The sequence below is a fragment of the Ruminococcus sp. AF17-1AC genome (assembly GCF_003461385.1).
Classification (GTDB): Bacteria; Bacillota; Clostridia; order Oscillospirales; family Ruminococcaceae; genus Hominimerdicola; species Hominimerdicola aceti.
Map to the genome: position 1 here is coordinate 196,428 of NZ_QTWZ01000001.1, position 25,442 is coordinate 221,869.

A 25,442-nucleotide genomic window follows, 5' to 3' on the forward strand; every position below is an offset into this window, starting at 1 on the left:
ATGTCAAAGAAGTTGGTTATCCTCGGTGCGGGTGGATATGCAAATACTGTAAAGGACGTTTCAGAACAGCTGGGTTATGATGTGATAGCTATGCTGGACGATAGATTTGCCGACCGCACGCTTGATTCTTTTACTAAATATATTGCTGACGATACGGAATTTATTCCTGCCTTTGGAAATAACGAGTTTCGCTTGTCTTGGTGCGATAAAATAACTAGAGCAGACGGCATACTTGCCACTGTTGTGCATCCTACCGCTTATGTAAGTCCTACCGCATCTATCGAAAAGGGCGTTGTGGTGCTTCCGAAAGCTGTTATCAATACAGATGTGACAGTGAAACGTGGCTGTATCATCAATCTGGGCGCCATCGTAGACCATGGCTGTGTGATCGAACAGGGCTGTCATATCTGCCTTGGAGCAATAGTAAAAGGCGAAAATAGGATCGCAGCGTTGAGTAAGATAGAAGCCGGAGAAGTTGTGCAGCTTAGACAGTATCCTGTGAATAAATGATTTTACCAAAGGTCGTGTCTGACCTCGGGAGGAAAGTATATGGAACATAATTTTAAATGGAAAAATGACGGCAGAACAAAGGTAATGATCGGCTGCGGCACCCGCCCTGAGATCATTCGCCTGGCGGCTGTAATAAGAAGATGCCGTGAGTATTTTGATACCTGCGTTGTGTATTACAATCAGAACTGGGACCGTAACCTCAGTACAGTTTTCTGGGAGGATTTCGAGCTGAAAAACACTTTCGGCGAGTTCGGTCCTGATATTCTTGTTCCTGTAGTAGGGGATAATCTGGGCGTTACCTGCGGAAATATTCTCGGCAGAAGCTATGAACTGCTTTCAGAATTGCAGCCTGACGCATATCTTGTCCTTGGAGATACAAACAGCTGTCTGTCAGCTATCTCCGCTAAAAGACTTCATATCCCGCTTTTCCATATGGAAGCAGGAAACAGATGTAAGGATGAGTGCCTCCCGGAGGAAACAAACAGAAGAATAGTCGACGTTATCTCTGACGTAAATCTTTGCTATTCCGAGTTTGCAAGAAAGTATCTCGCTGATACCGGACTTCCAAAGGAAAGAACATATATGACAGGCTCGCCTATGGCGGAAGTCCTTCGTGGTAATCTGGATAAAATTCAGGCTTCTGACGTTCTTGAACGTATGGGTCTTGAAAAGGATAAGTATATTCTTCTTTCTGCACACAGAGAGGAGAATATCGACACAGAAAAGAACTTTACAAGTCTGTTTACTGCAATAAACGCACTGGCTGAAAAGTACGATATGCCAATATTGTATTCCTGCCACCCGCGTTCAAAGCATAGACTTGAAAAGAGCGGCTTTAAGCTCGACCCTAGAGTAAGAGTAAACGAGCCGCTGGGATTCAATGACTATAACTGTTTGCAAATGAATGCCCTTGCTATCGTTTCAGACTCAGGCACGCTTCCTGAGGAGAGCAGCTTCTACCTTTCAATAGGTCACCCTATCGCAGCAGTTTGTATCCGCACTTCTACTGAGCGCCCTGAAGCACTTGAAGCAGGGGACTTTATCCTTGCAGGAATTACAACAAAAGAGCTGCTCAATGCTACAGATATGGCTATCGAAATGAAGCAGAAAGGCGTTCTCGGCAAGCCGTGTCCTGACTATGTGGACGAAACAGTATCAATGAAAGTCGTAAGGATCATTCAGGGATATGTTAATGTAGTCAACAAAATGGTCTGGAGAAAAGATCAGTAAGGAATGTGAAAATATGAAGATATTGGTTACAGGCGCAAAGGGCATGGTGGGAACAGCCCTTGTGAATAATCTGAAAAATATCAGAGATAACAAAAATCGAACAAGACCGAATATTTCTGTTGAAGAAATATATGAGTATGATATAGATTCCACAAAGGAACAGCTTGACGAGTATTGCAAGGAAGCGGATTTTGTTTTCAACCTTGCAGGGGTAAACCGTCCTGAGAATACCGAGGACTTCATGAAAGGGAACTTTGGTTTTGCGTCACAGCTTCTTGATACTCTGAAAAAGTATGATAACAAGGCAACTATCATGCTTTCGTCTTCCATACAGGCAACGCTCATAGGGCGTTATGACGGAGAATACGGCAGAAGCAAGCTCGCAGGTGAAGAGCTTTTCCGGAAATATGCCGCAGAAACAGGTGCAAAGGTAGCAATATATAGGTTTCCTAACCTTATGGGTCATTCAAGACCAAAGTACAATTCTTTTGTATCAACACTTTGCTACTGCGTGGCTAATGACGAGCCGTATTCCATAAACGACAGAACAAGTGAACTGGAGCTTCTTTACATTGATGACCTTGTTGAGGGTATGTTTGATCTTCTTGAGGGCAAGGAAAAGCATTGCGAGTTTGACGGCGTAACGCCTGTCGCAAATGATAGGGGCAGATATTGTTATGTGCCTGTTACTCATAAGGTAACTTTGGGCGAGGTGGTAGATCTTCTTGAAGAATTTAAGCAGCAGCCTAAGACCCTGCTTATGCCTAAAATGCCAAAGGGCTCTTTTGCCAAGAAACTGTATAGTTTGTATCTGACTTATCTTCCTGCAGATAAATTCAAGTATGCGCTGAAAATGAATGTAGATAACAGAGGCAGTTTTACTGAGCTTGTTCATACAGAGGATTGCGGACAGGTAAGTATAAATATAAGCAAGGCGGGCATCACAAAGGGTCAGCATTGGCACAACTCAAAATGGGAGCTTTTCATAGTTGTCCATGGTCATGGTCTGATACAGGAGCGTAACATAAACACAGGAGAGAAAGTTGAGTTTGAGGTCAGTGGTGATAAGATCGAGGCTATCCACATGATACCTGGCTGGACCCATAACATAATCAATCTCAGTGATACTGAGGATCTTGTTACTGTTATGACCTGCAATGAGATATTTGATCCAAGTCACCCTGATACTTTTGGGGAGCCTGTGTAATGTCAGAATACATAAAATTCCTCCGCCAGCACCTAGGCCACAGCCCTCTGCTGCAGGTGGGAGCAAGCGTAATAGTAATAAACGAAGCAGGTCAAATGCTCATGCAGCAGAGAACAGACTGCGGAAGCTGGGGATATGCAGGCGGCTCGGTGGAGCTTGGTGAATCTGTTGAGCAAACAGCCGAAAGAGAGCTTTTTGAGGAAACAGGGCTTAAAGCAAAAAAACTCGAACTGCTTGGCGTCTATTCAGGTGAAAAAATGCAGTATACTTACCCCAACGGCGATAAGGTGTCAAACGTTGATATTGTCTACACCTGCCACGAGTATACAGGCGAGCTTAAAATGCAGGCTTCTGAGGTGTCGCAGCTTAGATTTATTGATATCTGCGACCTGCCGGAGGATATCTTCCCTCCAAATAGACCTGCTATAGAAGATTACATCAACAAAAATAAAACTTAAAGGAGACACTGTTATGTGTGGAATTGTTGGATTTACTGGAAATAAAGAGGCAGCCCCGATACTCTTGGACGGCCTGTCAAAGCTGGAGTATAGAGGCTATGACTCTGCCGGTATCGCTGTAAGAAACGGTGACGCAGAGCCTGAGATCGTAAAGGCTAAAGGCAAGCTGAAAGTCCTAAAGGAAATGACTAACGACGGAAAAGCTGTAAAAGGCGCCTGCGGTATAGGTCATACCCGTTGGGCTACCCATGGCGAGCCGTCAACTGTAAACGCCCACCCTCATTGCAGCGACGATGAAAATGTTATCGCCGTACATAACGGTATTATCGAAAACTATCAGGAACTTCGTGAAAAGCTTATCAAAAAAGGATATACCTTTAAGTCTGAAACTGATACAGAGGTTGCCGTAAAGCTTATCGACTATTATTACAAAAAGTACCTGGGTACTCCTGTTGACGCTCTTAATCACGCCCTCGTCCGTATCCGTGGCTCTTATGCCCTCGCTGTTATGTTCAAGGACTATCCCGGAGAAATATATGCCGCAAGAAAAGACAGCCCTATGATAATAGGCGTTACAGGCGGCGAAAGCTACCTCGCCTCTGACGTTCCTGCAATACTTAAGTATACAAGAAATGTCTACTATATAGGAAATATGGAGCTTGCAAAACTTACAAAGGGCGCAGTTGCTTTCTACAATCTCGATGGCGAAGAAATACAAAAAGAAATGAAAACTATCGAGTGGGACGCAGAAGCCGCAGAAAAAAGCGGCTATGAGCATTTTATGCTCAAAGAAATACACGAACAGCCAAAGGTGATAAAGGATACTATCAATTCTGTACTTACAGATGGAAATATTAGCTTTGAAAGCGTCGGACTCTCTGACGAGGATATGAAAAATATCCAGCAGGTGTATATAGTTGCCTGCGGTTCTGCCTACCATGTGGGTATGGTGGCTCAGTATGTTATCGAAGAGCTGACTTCACTATCTGTCCGTGTGGAGCTTGCTTCTGAGTTCAGATACAGACAAATGAAGCTTGCAAAAAATAGCCTCGCTATCATCATAAGCCAGTCAGGCGAAACTGCCGACAGCCTTGCAGCATTAAGACTTTGTAAGGATAAAGGAGTAAAAACTCTCGGTATCGTAAATGTGGTTGGCTCATCGATCGCAAGAGAAGCCGATAATGTCTTCTATACCCTCGCAGGCCCTGAAATATCCGTCGCAACAACTAAAGCCTATAGCTGTCAGCTCGTTGCCGCATATCTCCTTGCAATGCAGTTTGCAAAAGCAAGAGGGGAGATATCCGACGAAAGATTTGCTCAGCTCGTTGAGGAGATCAATACTATCCCTGAAAAGATAGAGAAAATTCTCGAGGATAAGGAACGCTTGCAGTGGTTTGCTTCAAAGGTAGTGAATATAAAGGACGCATTCTTTATCGGCAGAGGTATCGACTATGCAGTAGGCATGGAGGGAAGCCTTAAACTCAAAGAAATAAGCTATATCCATTCCGAAGCCTATGCGGCAGGCGAGCTTAAGCATGGCCCTATCAGCCTTATCGAGGACGGAACTGTCGTGTTCAGCGTGGTAACACAGTCTGCACTTTATGAAAAGACCATAAGCAATATGGTCGAGGTAAAAAGCCGTGGAGCAAAGCTTTTCGGACTTACTACCTATGGGAATTATGCTATGGAGGACGTTGCTGACTTCACAGTTTACACTCCAAGGATAGATAACCTTTTTGCGGCAAGCCTTTCAGTAGTACCGCTTCAGCTTTTGTCATATTATGTATCAGTAGGAAAGGGCTATGACGTTGATAAGCCGAGAAATCTTGCAAAGAGCGTTACGGTGGAGTAAAAAGAGAAAAATACTTACAGCGCTGTTTGCAGTGTATATCTTCGCCGTCCTCTGGCTCACACTTTTAGACCGACAGTGGGGAGAACGTCAGGCTGAGCTTATGCCCTTCTGGGAGGTGCGAAACCTTTTGGAGAACATAAGCATCAAGTATCTGCGGAATTTTTGGCTGGTACAGATATTCGGAAACGTTGCAATGTTTATCCCCTTGGGCGTTCTGCTTCCATATCTTTGCGGTATCACAAAGTTCAAAAAAGTTTTCCTTATGTCCCTTGCCTTTTCAGCAGGTATCGAGATAACACAGTATATCACAGGCAGAGGGCTTTGTGAATTTGATGATGTTTTCAACAACACTCTTGGGGCTTGCGTGGGGTTCACATCTTGGCGTTTAAAGATGAGATACAATAAAAAATACAAGAATGAGCAAAGTCCGTGGTAACAGGCTTTGCTCTAGGGCAATATATTTTAGTATTGCCTTTTTGCAAGCATAGTACAATGGTCAGTATACAAGCTTCCCAAGCTTGGGATGCGGGTTCGATTCCCGTTGCTTGCTCCAAATAGCTGAGCAGACGTTTTGCCACGTCTGCTTTTTCTGTATTCGGTTATTGATTTTTTACAGATTTTATAGTATAATTAGGATTGTAAAAATAATTGCTATCAATAACTTGGTTGGACTTTAGCCGGTTCACTTCGTGCAGGCGATGTACTTGTTCTCAGCAATGGCGAACTTGTAACAGTTGAATGGGTTCAGCACGAAATTCTCGAATCACCTATCAAGGTTTATAACTTTGAGGTTGAGGAGTTCCATACTTACTTTGTGGGCGAAAATGGCATTTTTGTTCATAATGGGTGTGGTCAAGAATTTGAAGGATTACTTCCAACGGAAGGCGATTTTGGTACTTATGACGAACTGATAAAATCAGGAACTGTTGGCGATAATATCACGCCTAATCATATGCCATCTGCAGAATACATGAAGAAACATGGAGCAGATCCTAAAAAATCTCCTGCTTTTAATATGGAACAACCTAAAAAAGGTGGTAGACACAGACAAACCAGCACATATGGTCGAAAAATGACTGGCACCGAAAAAGCGGCTTACTATGCCTCATCTCCAAGAGATGCTTTGGCACATGATTTGTGGGATGCTAGAAAAATTTATAAAGAACAAGGACTTTACAAAGAAATCCGTCCGAAATTAAGAGAGTATAGTAAATATGTACAGAATGAATTTTCTGACCTTTTTAGTAAGTGACATGGAGGAATAAATGAAAGAATCATTATTAAAAAGATTATTTGAAAGTAGACTGATGACTACTGATGAGGAATTCGAAACTTTTGACTCAACGCTTGATGAATTATGTGACATAGTCAAAGAAGATGACATCAGAGCACTGGTAAATATTTTAGATGATAACACTACTGAATTTGAAGTGATGTTCAGAGTAATTCATGTATATGAATCTTTGCTAAAATCTAAATTTTCTTATGAGCAACTTATTCTTGGAATAAATGATATAATTGCTATATCGCCTGAATGGTCAAGGATAATTTTATATAGAATTTTGAATCACGAATATTCGAGAATTATGTTTAAAAATATTTTTATGGAGTTCGATAAAAATGCTGTAAATAATATTTCACAATTAATGATTGAAATTAGTTTACAAGATCCTATTCATTTTCAAAAAAAGGTTGCAGAAGTGTTAGTCAAATGAGAATGGCACTATCACACGTGAGCATGACAATATGAAGTACGACTGCCGCAACAGACTTGTTTCGGCGGGTGGAATTTCCTACGAATACGACGTTGAAAACAACCGTATTTCTCAGACGGAAAATGGAGCAAAGACCGAGTATGTTGTTGACAGCAACAGCAGTTCGCTTACACGTATTCTTACGGCGGAAAAGGAGGGCGATACAACTTATTATATTTACGGAATTGGTCTGATCGCACAGGAAAACGGCAATGAATATTTGATTTACCACTTCAACAATATCGGAAGCACCGAGGCAGTGACAAATATCGACGGAGAAATCGTTGAAACTTTTGATTACGGACCTTATGGTGAGTTGCTTTCTGAGAACAAATGTGGTATAATGTTCCTGTATAACGGCGAACTCGGCGTAGCTACGGACAGCAACGGTCTCTACTACATGAGGGCGAGGTATTACAACCCCGAGATCAAGCGTTTTATCAATCAGGACGTTATGACGGGTTCGATCACCGACACCCCGACTTTGAACAGGTACGCATATGTCAACGGCAATCCGATAAGCCTGAACGACCCGTTCGGACTAAGTCCGTTTCTTAACTGGCTTGACGGAATTACGGGACATGATATTCTTGATCTGCTTGGAATGCTTCCGGGTATTGGATTTGTATTTGATGGAATCAACGCTGCTTGGTATGCCCAAGAGGGAGATTATTACAACGCAGCTTGCAGCCTTGTGTCAGCATTGCCAGGAGCGGGCGACGCATTAGGCGTGTTTGCGAAAACAGGAAAGTCATGTAAACTTGTAACTGCATTCCATAAAACAGGATCAGCAGGAAATCTTATGATCGGCTCATATGAATTGGGAAAAACGGCTGATAAATACATAAGTGGAGATGCAAGTTTCACCTGGGAAGAGATAAAGGGCGACTTATTTAAAGTTGCAATGACAGGAACGTCAATGTGGGGTTCTGCAAAGGACTTTGGCACTTCGTATTGTTTTGTTGCTGGTACACTTGTGACTACTGAGGACGGGCAAGAACCGATTGAAGAAATCGAAGTTGGCGATAAGGTTCTTTCGGAGAACGAGTTGACGGGTGAAGTAGCTGTTAAAACAGTAACCGAAACCTATATCAATGAAACTGACGAACTTATCCATATTGGTGTAAACGGCGAAACAATTTCAGCAACACCAAGCCACCCGTTTTATGTTGATAAGCTTGGCTGGACACTTGCAAGAAGTCTTAAAGCCGGAGATGTTCTTGTACTTTCAAATGGTGAACTTGTAACAGTTGAATGGGTTCAGCACGAAATTCTTGAATCACCTATCAAGGTTTATAACTTTGAGGTTGAAGATTTCCATACTTACTTTGTGGGTGAAAACCGTGTTCTGGTTCATAATATGTGCAAGACTTCTGATTCAGGAGAAATATTCTTGGATCAAGAGAAAACACATGAATCAGCACGAAACACGCTGGTAAATGAACTGGATAAAACAGGAACATTCACGAATGGTGCAAAACCATATATTGGACGATTAGAGAAAAGCTATGGATATGGAAAGCAAATTGGAACGCAATCTCTTGATGGGAAAGTCAGATGGAGGTTGGATTATGATGAAAAAATAGGAGTTCACTATAATATAGAGGATTTTTCTAATGGTAAAGGCATGAAAGCAATCAAGAAAGTAATTCCAATTGATATATCTTACGATGAGTACAAATCTATTATAGCTTTATGGAACTAAAGGTTGGTTAAATGAATGATGAATTAAAAAGAAAATATGAATTATTAAAACAACGAAATAAAAAAAAGTTGATGTCTTTGGAATTTGAAAGTGATGTTCTATTCCAAGAATGTAAAAATGTATTAAATAAATGTACAATTCTTTCACTTAATGAATCAAAAGAGATATTTTCTAAGTTTGAAAATTTCTATCCAATTTTATCTTCAGGAAGTATAGATTGGAAGAATTTCAAAGGAAGGTCAATAAAAATATCTAATGTTTCAGAGTTAAATGCTTATATTAACAAATTTTCAAAGTATTATATATTATGGGATAAAAATAATATCCCATGTATATCATGCAATTTTTGTGAAATATTAAAAAATGTTGATGATGTATTAGCTGTTTCATTTAATACATGGTTACTATCTATGGATTATAAAGAAGTAATTGAATTTTACCATTTAGGAAATATCACCATAGGAAAAATTAATTAAATCGGACTTAAGTATTAGAGTTTATAATTACTACATAATGAGCTGAAAAGTACAGTCTTTCATTCAACATAGCAAAAAGACAAATGATATGAAAAATAAACCGAAAAAACTAATTCATGTCCATATAATTTAAGAAAAGATTTCAGCTACACCAAATCCTCCATTCTATGTTGATAAACTTGGTTGGACTTTAGCACGTTCACTTCGTGCAGGCGATATACTTGTACTTTCAAATGGTGAACTTGTAACAGTTGAATGGGTTCAGCACGAAATTCTCGAATCACCTATCAAGGTTTATAACTTTGAGGTTGAAGATTTTCATACTTACTTTGTGGGCGAAAATGGGATTTTTGTTCACAATGGGTGTGGAGATGAAATTCCATGGTCTTCAAAAGAAGTAAAATCTGGTGCTGAAGATTTAGAAAAAGGTGCTTTATCAGTAACAGTTACAAATCGCTCTCAGGCAGAAGAGTTATTCTTGGGAATGTATCAAGGTGATGGATATGTCAATACATCTGGTTGGTCATCTAAAGAGGTATCTAATTTTTACGGCAGTAGAGGAGGTACATATCATTGGGATGATACTTTTGACAGCAATGGAGTATTGCAGTTCCATAGTGATAAGAATCCAGATAGTAAAACTCCTCATTTGCAAATACACCCTGAACGTGGAAAAGTTATAAGAATCTTCTTTGGAGCGTGACAGGTATGGATGCAAAAATGTATTTATTTTCTGGTGTTACAATGTCAGCAGAACTTGAAGCAAATGCTAAAACTGAAAGACGATTTATTACGGTTGGTGGGTATATTGATATAGGTGGTAGAACCTTTTCAATATCAAATTACAGAAAGAAATATCCAATTAATAAAGAAGATATAAAATTCTATTTTCATATATATTCTATTCCAAATTATTTTATAGATGATGATTTGGACGTTCATGAAAATGATTGCATTGAATATATTTATGTGGGAGATATTAATGGTTATGAGAATTTAGAGTGTGAAATCAAAAAGCACATTCCACAATTTGATGTTGATAGTTTAATTCCTATGTGGAAAACAGATGCTCCTATATAAGTAGTTTTAATAGTATAACGGTGAACTCGGCGTAGCTACGGACAGCAACGGTCTCTACTACATGAGGGCGAGGTATTACAACCCCGAGATCAAGCGCTTTATCAATCAGGACGTTATGACGGGTTCAATCGTCAATACTCCGACTTTGAACAGGTACGCATATGTCAACGGCAATCCGATAAGCCTGAACGACCCGTTCGAACTAAGTCCGTTCTTAAATTGGATTGGGAATATTACAGGGCATGATATTCTTGATCTGCTTGGAATGCTTCCGGGTATTGGATTTGTATTTGACGAGCTTGTTCATATTTGTGTAAATGGCGAAACAATTTCTGCTACGCTGACACACCCATTCTATGTTGATAAACTTGGCTGGATTCGCTATTTCACTAAATAATGTAAAATGGTGGTGTTCGTGCGAAAGTGCTGTAGAATGAAAAGACTAACATACATCGCTGCCACTCGATCGTAGACAATTGGCTTGCCGATTGATAATGCTGCTTCTCTGTTATATCCTCGAAGTCGATAAGGTTTGTCGAGATTCTCTTTGAGTTTTCTACCGCAGCGTTTAAACTCATCCTTGATTTCTTGAATATATTTGGCACGCTTTGCAGGATCATTTTCCATTTCCTGCAAAACGGCATTATATGTAATCTGTGCGCACATAGCCCTGCAATAGTGGAGTCCATCTGGGACGCGTGCTTCTGCCTTTGTCAACAAGAAATCATTATTCATTTTCTCTGCACGACTAATATATTCTTTTAGCTTTTCTACTGCGACTATTCCTTTCAATACAGTACGATTATGCTTACCGCCCTTACCCACACTGAATATGTGAACAGTTTCAAAGTCAATGAATTTTATATCATCGACTTTTAAGTGCCCAAGCTCACGGCGCCTTAAACCTGTGGTCAATGCAACATCACGAGTTGTTTCACCCGTTTCAGTATTGTATTTTGTCGGATTATTCTTTAAATGAGCTCCGTGGCGTGGAGGGTGTCTAAATTCAATTGTCCTTCTTCCGAAAACTTTACAAAGTGCAGAAAGATCAGTGTTGAGAGTATCAGCTGATAACCCCCTTGCTTCTCGTACATCAATGTACTCCTGTATATATTTTTCAGCCTCGAACATTGTTAGGTGACTTGTCTGAAATTTTGCAGCAAGATATTTACAAAATCGTTTTATTACTTTAAGATATCTATTAAAGCTGCTTTCTGTAAATATTCTCCATTTATAGATAACTATTTCATCTAAAAACTTTTCAATTTCTTCATCTGAGAAACCTTTGTGTTTTAAATTCTTAATATTGGCTCTCCTGATACTATTTTTGATTTTTAGTTTATGTTTCTTTGTACCAAAAAAACGCATTCCAGTTAGCCTATTTGTTAAGACATACTGCAACGTGTTGTTACCAATTTCTACTTCCACATTTTTACCGTCAATAATTCTATTTACAATTTTAAACTTGCTCATCGAAATACTCCTTTTTTATGATTCTTAATTTGTGTGTGGGTAGGGGCAAGTGCGGTTGATACTAACAGTATAAAGGTGTTATTTAGCAGCACCAAAGGCCAGTGAATCGGATTATAGACCGACCACCAAATGAAGACGTATGTCTTTCGAAAGACATACTCAGTGGACACCTTTATAGTGTTAGTGGCTCTCTTACGCCGAACCTCGCGCTACTGGTCAGGTAGACTAATTGATCTAAAAAACAATTAGTGGAACCATTTTGGGAGTATTATATTTTTTTATTAATAAATTTGTAAAATGCCAAAAGCTTCTACAAACCGTATGATTTATAATGCAAACTATAACAAAGTGGGTCAGTGCATTTATAATAAAGATCTATGGAATAGACCTTTATTAGATTTTGAATGGAATAGGTTTCATATATGCCAATATTTTAAAAAACGATCATATATGCTATACAAAACGTTATTAGTCTTAACTGTTTATTCAACTACATATTTTTTACAAAACTGTTTTTTGCGTTTCCGAAAATCAGGAATGCAATGTTGGACTTTTTTAAACAAGTATTACCTGTTGGAATTGCTGAGGTAATTTTTTTGCCACATTTAGCAAAAACCACAAAAAAGCAAAAAGAGAGCCCACATTCTTTTTTTAACGAATGTGAGCTCTCTATTTTTTGATACAAAAAAAGAGCATCTAAATGACTTAGATACACTAAACTTATACTTCTTTAACAACCCAATTTTATCATATTTTTATTCAAAAGTCAATGCATTTTATCAATAAAATAAAAATTTATCTGAAGTTTATGCGTTTTCAACAAGGAATAACAAGCGTATTCGGATATAATGTACAAACTGATTGGCGGAAAATATCAACTATCTAAGTTGAACACTCATTATATAATAAGAAAGACAGTGAATTTCACTATTGATAGTATCTTTGTTATAAGCTTGAATAAGTAAAGATACCGAGTAACTTATTATTCTATTTTATTATGAGCAGTATAAGAAAAGAGATAGATATAACATATAAGTCAATTACATCTTTTTTATATTGCAGCTAATTATAGGTGCTTTGTCAATAAAAACTGAGCCACTTATCCTTATTTCTTATTTATTTGCTTACTTATTATAGCTTTATGTTTATATAAATGAAAACGTGATGTTTCCTAATGCGTTATCTTCAAGCTTTGCAGCAATATTACCAATGAAATGTTTGCGCATTTGTACAATACGATGATTTTATCTTTGAAACAACTTGAGCTATTGCTTTTTTAAGGCAAACGTGATATAGAAAATAAACAACTATTATTTGCGATAAAACGATATATCTTCTTCCTTTGTAATATAAGAAGCGGTGCTTTCTTCTTATATATTATAATGAGTAGCTTATTCTTCTTATTTTATCTTATAACAATAATAAGTAAACATACTGAGTATATATGATCTAATAAAACTGAACCACTTATCCTTATTTCTTATTTATTTGCTTACTTATTACAGTTTTACGTTTATATAAATGAAAACTTGTTATTTTATAATGCATTATCTTTAAGAATTACAGCAATACCGCCAATGAAACATTAACATATTTGTGCGATCCGCTGATTTTATCTTTAAAACTACTTGAGCTATTGCTTTTTTAGGGCGAACGTGATAAAGAAAAGAAACAACTATTATTTGCGTTAAAACGATATATCTTCTGCCTTTGTAATACAAGAAGCGGTGCTTTCTTCTATATTATAATGAGTAGCTTATTCTTTTTATTTTATCTTATAACAATAATAAGTAAACATACTGAGTATATATGCTAAAATAAAATTGAACCACTTATTTCTTATTTATTTGCTTACTTATTACAGTTTTATATTTATATAAATGAAAATTTGTTGCTTTCTAATGCATTATCTTTAAAACTTCTTGGGCTATTGCTTTTTTATGGCAAACGTGATAAAGAAAATAAACAACTATTATTTGAGTTAAAACGATATATCTTCTTTATTTTGAATATATAATATGTCATTTATTTTCTTATCTTATAAGTTGAACAAATATATCAAGTAATACAATTTTATTTATAATTATAAACAGTGTTATGGTGATCTGTCGTGGTGCTGCTTGTATCTTTTTCTGGAAAATATATATGCTTTCTTTTTTTGCTATGTCAAAAAGCATTTGCAAGAATTCTTGGCTATCTTCAAATATCACTTTTTGCGCCTTTTTAATTAATTCTCTTTTTGCTATATTCCGGAAATCTGTATACTTTAAGGAATGTGTATTATACAAAAGTGCAACTGTCCAAATTTGTTCGCTTTTAAATTTGACAGATCGTTTTGATGTGTGATACAATATATTTGGCAAATAAATGTCAAAATGTAATGAAGTAAACATTATATAAAGAAAGGGGTTTTTGAATGAACAATTATTGTTTAACAATGTGGGCAGAAGAACCGATAAGATGCAGTGAATGTGGAAAAGATATTGGGTGGGAAAGAGTAAGTATTGAACAAACACCTGTAAAGATCGTTCCTGAGTTACTGCGGTGAGTGGTTTTGGCTGCTGTCATACGCCGTAAAGAACGGGCTTTTCCACCCAAACTGCCGTCACACAATGACGCAGTATATACACGGCAGAACGCAGATACCTGAGCCGATACCTGCGAAGAAGATAAAAGAGCAGCGAGAGCTTGAGCAGAAACAGCGTGCAATGGAGCGGAAAGTCCGCAAGCTAAAACGCTTTGCGGCAGGCACCTGCGACCCCGATACAGCAAAGGAGTACCGCCGAAAACTCAGGCAGGCTCAGCAGGAATTAAAGGTGTTCGTTGAGGAGCATAATGAGGTGCTGCATAGGGATTATGACAGGGAGAAGTATTATGGCGGTGGCGTTGACAAAAACGAAAAATATGGTATAATAAAAACAAAGGAAGTGAAACCGTTGGAGCAGGCAAAAAAACGTGATCATAAAATTTATATTACAGATGTTGCCATAGAGGGTGTAGATAAAGTTAAACCGTCTGATTTTACCGATGAACAAGCAATAAATATGCAGATAAAGCATAAAGAACTTTTAAAGCTTGCCAAAGATAAGAATGAAAGTAACGAAGTTTTATTTATTGATGATTTGAATTTTAAAAGCGAAGTTCAAATTCTTGGAGAAGAGTTCGTTGTGTCGCCTGCCAAAAATCCTTTTGCGGTTTCTGTTGTAAAAAATGCAGAAAGGCAATCGCTTATTTATCTTCATAACCACCCAAGTACAAATAATTTTTCTGTAGCTGATATTGATACGTTTATATGCGAGGGTTCAATAAAGGCGATGTCTGTTGTTACAAATCAAGGCGAGGTTTATGTTTTGAATAAAAAGGCTGGCTATGAATACAATAAAGCAAGGCAGCTTATGTCTGAAACATTTTATTCTTTTGAAGAAGATGAGATTGATAATAATGAATTTGTAAAAAGATTCATAAAGAAATGTAATGAAGGAGGAATAGAGTATGTTAAATCCAAATAGACCAATTAAACCTCTTGATGACAGACCAAAAACACGCAGTGAAATTGCCGATATTATCGAATCTATGATGCACACAGATGAGAACGGCAATCCGGAAAATGAAACTGATGAACAACATACCGCATAATATTAATACCGCTCCGCTACGGCGAGGCGGTATTTTTATACCCAAATATCGGAACTAAGCACCTTAACGGGTGCTTTTTTCATACACAAACTAGCCATAAGGGACTCTATCGACAATGGCATAGATCTTCATTGTCACAAAAAATGTTCCGCTAGATCAGATGCTATGAATATAACAGAAATTCACGAAAGGTGAGAATGAAATCCACCGCCCCACAAATTTCAACTATTTAGCAAAATATCAAACCATAGCAAAAATAAGAACGAATTCGTAAAGTATATCTAATAGTATTGTATTTTATACCGTCTTGTAGTATAATGTACATATGACAAAAGCCGTAAACCAACTAAAAACAGGACGAATATATGAAGAAATTACTTATTACTATTTGTGTGGCAGTGGGCGTATATTTTGCATTTAGCAATACAATTGATGAATTTCTGTATCCAGAGAAAAGACCGGGATTGAATACATACGATACATACACCACAACAACACAGCAGACCACTACCGCAGTTACTCAGCAAACACCCATAGTCACTGATGAGGACGGATATGAGCCTCGTGATGACCGAAAGCCTGACTATGTTCAGCCTGCAGACCCCACATGGTCGAAAAGGACTTTTAACTGGACGAGCTATGACAAACGATATACCTTTGAAATATCAATGAATATTCAGGACGATATGTATGAATAATATCATAGCCTTTTGAGATACTCATATGTGAAAGATTATCATAACTATGTAAGTGACGACAATAATCATAAGCTCGTAAAACAGCTTGCAGATGAAATAAAAAGCCTTTGCGACCAATGCGGCTATGGCGAATCTGAGACTATAAGAGAAACTGCAAATTTCGTGCAGAGCATAGAGTATGTTGATGACATGACCTCAACGGGATATACTGATTTTCCAAAATATCCTCTGGAAACGCTTTATGACCAGTGCGGTGATTGTGAGGACTCGTCCATACTTTTGGGAGCTTTGCTCAAAGAGCTTGGCTATGGCTGCATTTTTATCGAGCTTCCTGAACACGTTGCAATAGGAGTAAAGGCGACAGAAGATGCCCCCGGTACATACTATGATTATAATGGAAGCCATTATCTTTACATAGAAACTACCAACTCCGGCTGGGATATCGGAACGCTTCCTGATGATTTCAACGAGGAAAAGGCTAAGATATATGATGTGTGGTAAAATTTCAAAAGCCCACAGATGCGATCAATGTGATCAGGTCTGTGGGCTTTTTATTATCATTTCAGACCTTTCCGGCTTAGTTTTATTTTAGCATACATAGCATTTTTCTGTAGCAAAAACAAGGTGCAGAAAAGTTTATTGTATGAGAAATACACTATCAAATATCTCGCAAAAAAATATAAGAAAAAAAGAATATATCATAATTGTGCCGAATTGGTTCGGCAAACTGTACTAAGTGGGTGCTATAATATATATAGAAGCTTGAAAAGGGAATAAAATCAAAAAAACACATCACAGACCATTTTGGAACAGTAAACAGAACCTTAAAGGTGCTATAATAAGCACATAAGGTCAAGACAGAGTTGATACGGAGGTAAGGCTATGAAAAAGAGCACAAAGATTTTTAACACAGAGGTCATTGAGAGATTGGCATTGTCAGATAACATTCCGCCATTTGACGAGCAAAGAAAGGGTACACAGGTCATCATGATCGAGGAGGGCAAAAAGACGGTCATATATGATGATTATTCTATGTACTGTGACGCTGACGCAAGAAAGTGGAGAGTAGAGGCATACAACAGGACGGACGGCAGAAAGTATGATAGATTGTGTATGTGCGGAGGCGTTTATCCTACAAGAAAAAGGGCTATAGCTGAGATAGACAGATTTGCATACAGAGGTAAAAATCTGGTGTTCTTTGTCCTGCCAATAGATTTTACATATGACAAAAAGGCTATGATATGGCAGGGCGAGGAGCAGTATTCATGCGATGATAAGCTAGTCCTTGCAACTAAAAAAGAGCTTGTGGAAGAAAGCAAAAAGCGCATGAAATTTATGACAGACAGAATGGGGAGTGGAAGAATAAACAGAAAGAAGCTCACAAAAGCGGAAGCAGAGGCTCTGGCAGCGTTTGATGAGTTTCAGAAGTATCGTGAGGATAAGTGTTATCCATATGCTATCATAGGTGGCAATGCAGTGCTTTATGTTAGTCCGTACAAAAACGATTGGAAAGCCGAGCGTGAGTGCCTGGATATGAAAGGCGACGGCATAGACGGCTGTGTTTCAGCCTTTGTGTATAACAGCATCACCCCTGAAACAAGCGAGAAAGGAGATATTTTTTTCAAGATAATTTCAAATACTATAATTCGTGTGGCATAGTTGATTGACAGGGATATATTCCCTGTGATACAATATAATTATAGAGATAATTGTTATAGGAGGGCAAACTATGGCAGAAAAGGAAAATATAAAAGATAAGCTTGAAAACCTGAAAAAATGCTCGACCTAGTTGTGGATAAGGTCAAAACAAGATCTGAGGACATGGAAAAACTGATAGCTAAATACAACCAAACTAATGATATAAAAGGAGAAAAGCATGAAAATATACTGCATGAGTGATATCCACGGCTGTTATTCAGCACTTTGCGACGCTTTGGAGCTTGTCATTGACCACCTTGACGAGCCTGACACAAAGCTTATCTTTCTGGGAGATTATATCCACGGCGGTGAGGACAATATAGCTGTGCTTAAAAAGATAATGGGCTTGCAGAACATATATGGTCATAGGAAGGTGGTGGCGCTTCTTGGCAATCACGAGGAAATGGTGATGAGCGGTTTTTCTTCGGTCAATGAAATGCTAGGCAGCGGCGAATATGATGACTCTGATGACTCGTATAGATATTGGTTTGAACGTCTGCCGAGATACCATGTTGAGGGCAACACTATCTTTGTCCACGCAGGCATTGACGAGGATTCTGGCAATGCTTGGGAATACTGCACCGAGGATTATATTTTTACAGAGCAGTACCCTCACCGGCTTGGCAAGATACACGGACTTGACAAAAAGGTGGTGGCAGGGCATGTCCATACCAACACGATTTCAGGCGACCGCAGATTTAACGATATCTACTATGACGGAGCGAGTCACTACTACATTGACGGAGATGTGCTTAGCACAGGAGATATAAATGTTCTTATGGTAGACACTGATACTGATAAGTATTATAAGGTAACAGAGAATTACAATATTCCTATTGAGCCTTATGACAGTGAAGCGTGGTAGACTATTGTATGCCGTCTTAAAACCCAATATAACACTAACGTCCCCAAGTTTTCCTCGGGGACGTTTTTTACTTTGTCAAATGCCATGAAAAGAGTTAATTAAAAATTTAGAACTTTTGTTCGATTTTCTATTGTAAAACAGAAAGTTTCGTGGTATACTATTATACATAAAGGAAAAAGGCGGTGATGCTATGGAAAAGACCTATGTTGCAATAGACCTGAAATCTTTTTATGCTTCGGTGGAGTGCGTGGAAAGGCAGCTTGACCCATTGAATACAAACCTTGTGGTGGCTGATGAGAGCCGAACGGAGAAAACTATATGTCTTGCAGTGTCACCGTCACTGAAAAGCTTTGGTATTTCAGGCAGGGCAAGGCTTTTTGAGGTCATTCAGCGTGTGGAGCAGGTCAATAAGGAGCGTTTGCAGAAAGCTCCTAAAAGACAGTTTGCAAAGAAAAGCTATATCTATTCGGAGCTATCCGACCCTGCCTGCGAGCTTGATTATATCGTGGCAACTCCGCAAATGGCGAAATATTTGGCTGTGAGTGCAAAAATATACGGGATTTATCTGAAATATGTGTCACCGGAGGATATTTTCGCCTATTCTATCGACGAGGTATTTATCGACGCAACGGGCTATCTCGGGCTTTATAACGTTGACGGACGTGGCTTTGCACAAATGCTCATTTTGGACGTGCTGAAAAATACAGGTATAACCGCCACAGCAGGCGTTGGAACGAATATGTATCTGTGCAAGGTGGCAATGGATATTGTGGCAAAGCATATCCCTGCGGATAAAAACGGAGTCCGTATTGCAGAGCTGAACGAACAGCTTTACAAAGAAACGCTGTGGGGGCATACCCCTATCACGGACTTTTGGCGTGTGGGCGCAGGCACAGCAAGCCGTCTTGAAAAGCTTGGTATTTACACCATGGGGGATATCTCACGCTGGTCGCTGGACCATTATCTTATAGGGAAGCTTTACAAGGTTTTCGGCAAAAATACCGAGCTTCTTATCGACCACGCATGGGGTATCGAGCCTACCGCCATACCTGATGTGAAGTCATACCGCCCCTCAAACAACAGCATTTCCTCTGGGCAGGTCTTGCAAGAGCCGTGTAATTATGAGCGCACAAGGCTTATCCTGTGGGAAATGGCTGATATGCTGTCCCTTGATCTTGTGGATAAGGGCGTTGTGACAAATCAGATCGTTCTCACTGTGGGGTATGATAAAGAAAGCTTGGCAGACGGTCACTATACGGGCGAGGTGGTTTGCGACCACTATGGCAGGAAGATACCAAAGCACGCCCATGGCACTCAAAATCTAGGCAGGCACACTTCCTCGACCAGAAAAATAATAGACGCAACCATGGCGCTTTTTGACAGAATTATCGACAAGACTTTGCTTGCAAGACGGCTTAATCTGACTGCCTGTAATGTCATAAGAGAAGAGGATATCCCCGAAATTGAGAGTTATGAGCAGATAAGCTTGTTTGATATGGCGGAAGCGGCAAATGCTGATAACAACGCAGAAGAAAAAGAAAGGGCATTGCAGGAAGCAATGCTCTTGATAAAGCACAAATATGGGAAAAATGCCATTTTGAAAGGCACGAACTATACCGAGGGAGCTACGGCAAGAGAGCGCAACCGCAGTATAGGCGGTCACAAGGCATGAAAGGTGGGGCTTACAATGTATGATAATTATTATGATATAAAGCAGTTTTCACGTCCGCACTATGATGATCATCCGCAAATGTCTATATCGGACAGGGCGGCTCAGTTCAGCCCTTTTGCAGCCTTGACAGGCTATGACGCCGCTGTTGATGAAACCGCAAGATACACCGAAATCAGGGAGGAGCTGACCGAGGACGAGGTAAACAAGCTCAATGACGATCTCAACCGCCTGCTTGATAAGCTTGATGAACGCCCTGAGATAAGGGTGACATATTTTGTTCCCGATAAGAGAAAAAGTGGTGGCAGTTACCAGACCAAGACAGGCATAGTGAGAATTTATGACAGCTATACTAATGAGCTTGTTTTTATGGACAAGACCAGGATAGCTGTGGAGGATATGTGTTTGGTGGAGTTTGTGGAGGAGAGAGGGGAAATACAGTAGAATAAACCTTATTTGCTGATTTTTTTCTGGACGTTGTTACGCCATATATGCTATGACCCAAAATTCAGAAGTTCCGCCACGCAAAAAGCCCATCAAATAGCGTATCTACGTTTGATAGGCTTTTATTTTTTTCTTGACTTCAGATATTTGCCGTAATGTTTTTGCACTCTTTTTGTGGAAATGCGGAATAATAAACGGATAGCCGTCTGATGAGGACGGTCTATCCGTGTTTGGGTATATTCAGTTACTAAGCTAAATCAGAATTTAAAGCTTTCTTAGATTATCAATTTCAATGCCATTTCCATCTGGATTTTCTCCCTTGTGTGCCTCTATCAGTTTTTCACAAGGGAAATCACAACACTTTCCACAATGAGGTAGAACTTGGCTTGCAGCACATGCATAAATCTCACAAGTGCCCCAAAATGGCTGTCCCTTATGCACGTAGCATCCCGTACAATTTTGCTCTGTTTTAAATCTACAAGAATCACAATCGATACCGCAACTGCTATAATTTGACATATCAATCTCACCTCCCACAAATTCCGATTTAAGCGAGAAAACCGTATTACATCTCACTTATACTCATTATACCAAACAGCCCCGAAAAAGTCAATCTCTGCACACTTTTTCACGCCTTTTTTTCATTGCAATATACCGCCAGTTGTGCTATAATCAGGATATAGGGCCGAGCGGAGGTGAATCGCAATGGATAACAAAAACGAAGAATTAGTAAACTGTGTATTATATAAGAAAATCAAGCGGGTGGAGAGCGCAGAAATCTCTATCAGCAGGGCCATGATAAAATCGGCTCAACAGGATAATGACGGCAATTGATGATCATATTAAATGAATAGGAGGGATTTCCTTGACCGTTGATACAAAAGAGGTAGTTACTACTATAGCCTATATGATAGGCGTCCGAATGTCAGCTCTGACCGTGAGTTACGGTGAATGTTCCGAGCTTATAGAGAAGCTTCAAGCCGATAAGGACGCTACTACGATAAGATATTTATGTAAGCTGCGAACCGTACTGATGCAGAAATTCAAAAAGACCGATGATCTGATGCGGTATCAGCTCAAAAATTTGCATAACATAGAATGGTACGATACGGATAATATCAAACAGCTTGAAAAATGGGGATTTACCATTATCCAAGCGAATTGCCGTTCAGAGAAGTATATGCAGGATTTCACAAGGCTCATTAATGAAAATATTGACAAATGCTCTCATCTGTTTTACGATTGGCTGAATTGGGAGTATATCCGAGATCTGTTCTTTGTCCCGAAATATAATAAGAACGGTGTAATGAAAGCCGAGTTCAATAAATATATGGCGAATATCGAACATTACCCATTTCAGATGTATATTCACTGGCAACCTGCCGAAGTCGGGAGCATCATCTATTCCGACCGTAAGTTTTTGAAGATCATCTACGGTCAGCATAATGACAGCTTCACCGATTATACGAAATATCGGGACGCAGATGATGAAACACGAAACAATATCTATAATTTTATCGACAGCACCGAGAAAACAGCTATAGCTGTCGATTGTGAGAACTCTGATCCATACAAGCTTTATAGTGTTCTGAAAGGCTTGAATCAGGAGGAGCTTGCTAAGATCGAGAAGATCACGCTATATGACGATCCGAACACTACCGCAGGCTGGGATTGGCTCTCTAAATTCACGCAGATACCCGTTGAACATATAGAGATCGACCGAGTGACAGACAGAAAGTCACTGGTCGATGTGCGAATGACCGCAAGCGTAGTCACGGACTTCTACCGTGACGGGATAACATCTTTTATTATTGTGTCAAGTGATTCGGATTTTTGGGGACTTATTGAGAGCCTGCCGAAAGCAAAGTTTCTCGTTATGTACGAATACGAGAAGTGTGGAACGGCGATCAAGAACGCCCTCGCACAGCACGGCATCTATTATTGTGCCATTGATGATTTCTGCACCGCAGGAACGGAGGAGTTGAAACGTGCTGTACTCTTTGCAGAGCTTGAAAAGCATTTGCCCTCACTCATTGGAGAGAACCCTCTGGAGCTTACTCACAAGATATATGAAGCCACAAAAGTGACCGCTACCATGAAAGAAATGGAGAACTTTTGCAATAGATATGTCAAGACATTGCGGCTGAAGGTGAACTCCGAAGGAAAATTCGTGATAGAGATCCAAACAATCTAAGAAAAATTCGCATGGCTTTCTATCAATATCATTAAGCTAATAAAATCAAGAAATAAAATTGCGTGAAAATATCTAAGCCCCACGGTGTATTTAAGGTCATCAGAAGAAAAAAGATCTTCAGATAAATTTGTAGCAATTACTTCATAGCTGTCATCTGATATTTTAAAGCGAACAATCCGTACAGGCAACTCATAAATAACAGTAGGCTCTGATTTTTTTTGAAGGAAGAAAATCAAAGGTACAGTTAAAACTTTTTTGCATAAAAAAGACTTCATACCGCTGTGAAACAGTATGAAGTCTGAAAAAATCTTAGATCACCAGCAGTAGCATACAGAGTAGATCGTTACTGTGCCGTTTGCTGCACCTGCATGGATCTGATCCAGCTTTCCTCCGAAATCGGAAGTGCCGAATGCTGACTTGCAGTTGTTGTAAGAATACTTTGCGTAGTAGTGTCCGTTTGCTGTGCCTGTTTCGCTTGGTGAAACCTTTGCCCACTCTGCTCCGCCTGACCAGCTCTGAAGAACAAATTCTACCTGATCCTGTGTTCCTGAGTATTCAACGTAGAAGTAGCCGTTTGACTGAATGTCATATGCGTTGAAGCTTCCGCCATTCTTTGAAGTCATTGCTGAAACAGCCTGACCCCATGCTGAAGCAGTTGAAGAACCCCAGAAGATCGATTTGTAATTGCTGCCTGAGCTGCTTGAAGAAGATGAAGAAGAGGAAGAACCTGATGTTGATTCAAGATACCAAAGCTGGCACTTTCCGCCCCAGTAGCTCCACTGGTTAATGTTTGCTCCGTCAGCTGTGCTCTGTTCGTAAACGTCAAGGCATGAGTAGCAGTCTGAGATCTTTGTCTTGATAGCATAAGCGTCGCCGATCTTTACAAGCTGGAATTTCTGACAGTCACCGCCGTGATACTGCCACTGGTTGATGTTAGCACCATTGTCCCTGCTCCAGTTGTATACGTCAAGACAGCTTTTGTAATTTGATGCACCTGTGTAAATAGTGTAATAGCCGTTTCCGTCGCTTACAAGCTTGAATTTCTGATTGTTTCCGCCTGTACCTCTGTACTGCTGAACGTTTGTGCCGTTGTCAGCCTTTGCCTTGTATACGTCAAGATACTTGCCGCTGAGTGCGCTCTTGATGTAATATGTTCCGTCAAGTCCGAGAACTCCGCCGTTGGAATCTGTTGAAGTTTCTGAAGAAGAACCGCCGGAAGAGCTTCCTGAACCGCTGTAAACTGAGCAGGTCTTAGAAGTTGCCTTAATTCCGTTTGAGCCGTTGATAAGTGTATTTCCCCATGAAGAAAGGCTTGAGCCGTCCCATGAGTTTGCAATGTCGAGGTAGCTCATGTCAGAGTTGTTGCCCTTCCATGACCAGCCAAGATAGCCTACGCCCTTGCTTGTGCAGTAGCTCATGATAGTAGCCTCATCAACGTCGCCGTTTGTGTGCTGACCGCCGAACTCGCCGATAACAACAGGCACACCGATGTTGAGTGCGTTATCAATGTTGTTTTTTACAGTTGATGCGTTTCCGCCTGCGTATTCATACATATGAATGGAGAATACGGTGTTCTTCTGTGAGTCTGCGTTGAAAACAGACTTACCATAATCCTTGATGCTGTCAGGATACTGTCCCCAGCCTGCGCAGTCTACCATAAGCATATTTGTAATGCCTGCGTTTCTTACAGATTGGATAGCAGACTTGTAGCCGTCAGCCCATGCGCTTCCGTTCCATGTGCCGCACCACTCGTTTGCGATGTTTACGATAACATATTTCTCAGTACCGCTGAGAACGCTCTTCATTTCCTTCCAGTAGTCAACGCACTTGTTAAGATCATAAGTGCTGTCGCTGCCTGTTGCGTCATGTACTTCGAGAATGCATATCAGCTTGTTTGACTTGCACCAGCTGATGATGTTCTTTACTTCCTGTGCGCTTGTTTTTGTGTACTTTGAGCCGTTTGCAAGTACGACTCTTACGGTATTTGCGCCGTTGTTTGCAGCACCCTTGATAGAAGTTTCAGTCTTCTCTGTGTACCATGCATGGGCAATGTTCACGCCACGCATAACGAACTTGTTTCCATTAGCGTCATAGATACTGGTACCGCTTACATAAAATCCTGATGCCGCCTCTGCGGTCGGTGTTGTCATAAAACCGAAGCAGGTTATTACGGCAAACATTACAGCAACAAAAGTCTGTAATGCCTTTGCAGAAAAAGTTTTGTTTTGTACCATAAAAAACTCCTCTTATCCAATTAATTTTTTAATACCGGTATTCTAAGGCAGCACTGTATTATCCTCGTGCGTTTCTGCCTTAACTTTGTCAACATAAAACATTATATTATTAGGAGTAAAAAAAGTCAACTAAAATATTTAAGTAGAACGTTTACACAAATAATTTTCGTATTTTAGCATAATTTTTCGTAGATTAATTGAACAATATGACTAATTTTTATCACATATGAAGTATAATATGTTGTATGTACACAAAACT

The 25,442-nt window shown here is 39.6% G+C and carries 25 protein-coding genes, 1 tRNA gene and 2 pseudogenes; 24 read left to right on the forward strand and 4 right to left on the reverse strand.

Annotation, left to right across the window (positions count from 1 at the left end; translation table 11 throughout):
• From DWW81_RS00830 to DWW81_RS00895, 14 genes and pseudogenes are all read left to right on the forward strand, one after another.
• On the forward strand, nt 1-510 hold the full coding sequence (locus DWW81_RS00830) for a hypothetical protein (RefSeq protein ID WP_117896307.1): 510 nt from the start codon (nt 1-3) through the stop codon (nt 508-510).
• Between the two features lie 39 nt (nt 511-549).
• On the forward strand, nt 550-1,740 hold the full coding sequence (locus DWW81_RS00835) for a UDP-N-acetyl glucosamine 2-epimerase (protein ID WP_022286574.1): 1,191 nt from the start codon (nt 550-552) through the stop codon (nt 1,738-1,740).
• Nucleotides 1,741-1,753: 13 nt separating this feature from the next.
• Nucleotides 1,754-2,947, forward strand: a complete 1,194-nt coding sequence (locus tag DWW81_RS00840) for an NAD-dependent epimerase/dehydratase family protein (protein WP_117896309.1) — start codon at nt 1,754-1,756, stop codon at nt 2,945-2,947.
• Nucleotides 2,947-3,405 (forward strand): NUDIX hydrolase, encoded by a 459-nt coding sequence (locus DWW81_RS00845; protein WP_117896311.1) that lies wholly within the window; start codon nt 2,947-2,949, stop codon nt 3,403-3,405. Before DWW81_RS00840 ends, DWW81_RS00845 begins: the two co-directional genes overlap by 1 nt.
• A gap of 13 nt (nt 3,406-3,418) precedes the next feature.
• Nucleotides 3,419-5,257 (forward strand): glutamine--fructose-6-phosphate transaminase (isomerizing), encoded by a 1,839-nt coding sequence (gene glmS / locus DWW81_RS00850; protein ID WP_117896313.1) that lies wholly within the window; start codon nt 3,419-3,421, stop codon nt 5,255-5,257.
• Nucleotides 5,208-5,693 carry a VanZ family protein gene (locus DWW81_RS00855; RefSeq protein WP_117896315.1) on the forward strand — a complete coding sequence of 162 codons (486 nt, stop codon included), beginning with the start codon at nt 5,208-5,210 and terminating at the stop codon, nt 5,691-5,693. Before glmS ends, DWW81_RS00855 begins: the two co-directional genes overlap by 50 nt.
• Nucleotides 5,694-5,735: 42 nt before the next feature.
• Nucleotides 5,736-5,810 (forward strand) — tRNA-Gly (locus tag DWW81_RS00860).
• Between the two features lie 123 nt (nt 5,811-5,933).
• A pseudogene (locus DWW81_RS00865) lies at nt 5,934-6,509 on the forward strand (polymorphic toxin-type HINT domain-containing protein); the annotation flags it as partial.
• 13 nt (nt 6,510-6,522) lie between these two features.
• Entirely contained in the window at nt 6,523-6,972 is a 450-nt protein-coding gene (locus DWW81_RS00870; protein ID WP_117896319.1) for an Imm30 family immunity protein, read from the forward strand.
• A gap of 31 nt (nt 6,973-7,003) precedes the next feature.
• The gene (locus DWW81_RS00875) at nt 7,004-8,716 is read left to right on the forward strand and encodes a polymorphic toxin-type HINT domain-containing protein (RefSeq protein ID WP_117945368.1); all 1,713 of its coding nucleotides are present in this window, start codon (nt 7,004-7,006) and stop codon (nt 8,714-8,716) included.
• Between the two features lie 11 nt (nt 8,717-8,727).
• Nucleotides 8,728-9,192, forward strand: coding sequence for a hypothetical protein (locus DWW81_RS00880; protein ID WP_117896323.1), 465 nt, complete (start codon nt 8,728-8,730; stop codon nt 9,190-9,192).
• A gap of 139 nt (nt 9,193-9,331) precedes the next feature.
• Nucleotides 9,332-9,895: a polymorphic toxin-type HINT domain-containing protein gene (locus DWW81_RS00885; RefSeq protein ID WP_117896326.1), complete on the forward strand. Its 564-nt coding sequence runs from the start codon at nt 9,332-9,334 to the stop codon at nt 9,893-9,895.
• A 5-nt stretch (nt 9,896-9,900) separates the two neighbouring features.
• Entirely contained in the window at nt 9,901-10,272 is a 372-nt protein-coding gene (locus tag DWW81_RS00890; protein ID WP_117896328.1) for a hypothetical protein, read from the forward strand.
• A 49-nt stretch (nt 10,273-10,321) separates the two neighbouring features.
• A pseudogene (locus DWW81_RS00895) lies at nt 10,322-10,669 on the forward strand (RHS repeat-associated core domain-containing protein); the annotation flags it as partial.
• On the opposite strand, the gene DWW81_RS00900 reads toward DWW81_RS00895, so the two are convergent.
• Nucleotides 10,654-11,745 carry a site-specific integrase gene (locus tag DWW81_RS00900; RefSeq protein ID WP_117896332.1) on the reverse strand — a complete coding sequence of 364 codons (1,092 nt, stop codon included), beginning with the start codon at nt 11,743-11,745 and terminating at the stop codon, nt 10,654-10,656. The pseudogene DWW81_RS00895 and the gene DWW81_RS00900 sit on opposite strands and share 16 nt — an antisense overlap.
• 2,561 nt (nt 11,746-14,306) lie before the next feature.
• Here DWW81_RS00900 and DWW81_RS00910 point away from each other — a divergent pair.
• The 8 genes from DWW81_RS00910 to DWW81_RS00940 all read left to right on the forward strand — a co-directional run bounded on the left by DWW81_RS00910 (nt 14,307) and on the right by DWW81_RS00940 (nt 20,755).
• Nucleotides 14,307-15,254, forward strand: a complete 948-nt coding sequence (locus tag DWW81_RS00910; RefSeq protein WP_278307500.1) for a phage minor capsid protein — start codon at nt 14,307-14,309, stop codon at nt 15,252-15,254.
• Nucleotides 15,238-15,381, forward strand: coding sequence for a hypothetical protein (locus DWW81_RS13170; protein WP_181979711.1), 144 nt, complete (start codon nt 15,238-15,240; stop codon nt 15,379-15,381). Before DWW81_RS00910 ends, DWW81_RS13170 begins: the two co-directional genes overlap by 17 nt.
• Nucleotides 15,382-15,746: 365 nt before the next feature.
• Nucleotides 15,747-16,079, forward strand: a complete 333-nt coding sequence (locus DWW81_RS00915) for a hypothetical protein (protein ID WP_117896338.1) — start codon at nt 15,747-15,749, stop codon at nt 16,077-16,079.
• Nucleotides 16,080-16,106: 27 nt separating this feature from the next.
• A complete protein-coding gene (locus DWW81_RS00920) occupies nt 16,107-16,580 on the forward strand; it encodes a hypothetical protein (protein ID WP_147338945.1) in 474 nt (157 codons plus the stop codon).
• Between the two features lie 381 nt (nt 16,581-16,961).
• Nucleotides 16,962-17,738: a hypothetical protein gene (locus tag DWW81_RS00925; RefSeq protein ID WP_117896342.1), complete on the forward strand. Its 777-nt coding sequence runs from the start codon at nt 16,962-16,964 to the stop codon at nt 17,736-17,738.
• Nucleotides 17,739-17,955: 217 nt separating this feature from the next.
• A complete protein-coding gene (locus DWW81_RS00930) occupies nt 17,956-18,642 on the forward strand; it encodes a metallophosphoesterase (protein WP_117865389.1) in 687 nt (228 codons plus the stop codon).
• A gap of 190 nt (nt 18,643-18,832) precedes the next feature.
• Nucleotides 18,833-20,314: a DNA methylase gene (locus tag DWW81_RS00935; protein ID WP_117896344.1), complete on the forward strand. Its 1,482-nt coding sequence runs from the start codon at nt 18,833-18,835 to the stop codon at nt 20,312-20,314.
• 15 nt (nt 20,315-20,329) lie between these two features.
• Entirely contained in the window at nt 20,330-20,755 is a 426-nt protein-coding gene (locus tag DWW81_RS00940; protein WP_117896346.1) for a hypothetical protein, read from the forward strand.
• A gap of 264 nt (nt 20,756-21,019) precedes the next feature.
• Here DWW81_RS00940 and DWW81_RS00945 read toward each other — a convergent pair whose 3' ends face one another.
• Complete coding sequence (locus DWW81_RS00945) at nt 21,020-21,274, reverse strand: DUF3795 domain-containing protein (RefSeq protein WP_117896348.1); 255 nt, start codon at nt 21,272-21,274, stop codon at nt 21,020-21,022.
• Between the two features lie 186 nt (nt 21,275-21,460).
• Between DWW81_RS00945 and DWW81_RS13675 the strand changes: the two genes are divergently transcribed.
• Nucleotides 21,461-21,589 (forward strand): hypothetical protein, encoded by a 129-nt coding sequence (locus DWW81_RS13675; protein ID WP_278307439.1) that lies wholly within the window; start codon nt 21,461-21,463, stop codon nt 21,587-21,589.
• A 31-nt stretch (nt 21,590-21,620) separates the two neighbouring features.
• Entirely contained in the window at nt 21,621-22,949 is a 1,329-nt protein-coding gene (locus DWW81_RS00950; RefSeq protein ID WP_117896350.1) for an NYN domain-containing protein, read from the forward strand.
• Here the strand turns inward: DWW81_RS00950 and DWW81_RS13365 are convergent.
• Nucleotides 22,946-23,224 (reverse strand): hypothetical protein, encoded by a 279-nt coding sequence (locus DWW81_RS13365; RefSeq protein WP_147339759.1) that lies wholly within the window; start codon nt 23,222-23,224, stop codon nt 22,946-22,948. The two genes, DWW81_RS00950 and DWW81_RS13365, sit on opposite strands and share 4 nt — an antisense overlap.
• Before the next feature lie 39 nt (nt 23,225-23,263).
• Nucleotides 23,264-25,183 (reverse strand): cellulase family glycosylhydrolase, encoded by a 1,920-nt coding sequence (locus DWW81_RS00955; protein ID WP_117896352.1) that lies wholly within the window; start codon nt 25,181-25,183, stop codon nt 23,264-23,266.
• Nucleotides 25,184-25,442: the final 259 nt, after the last annotated feature.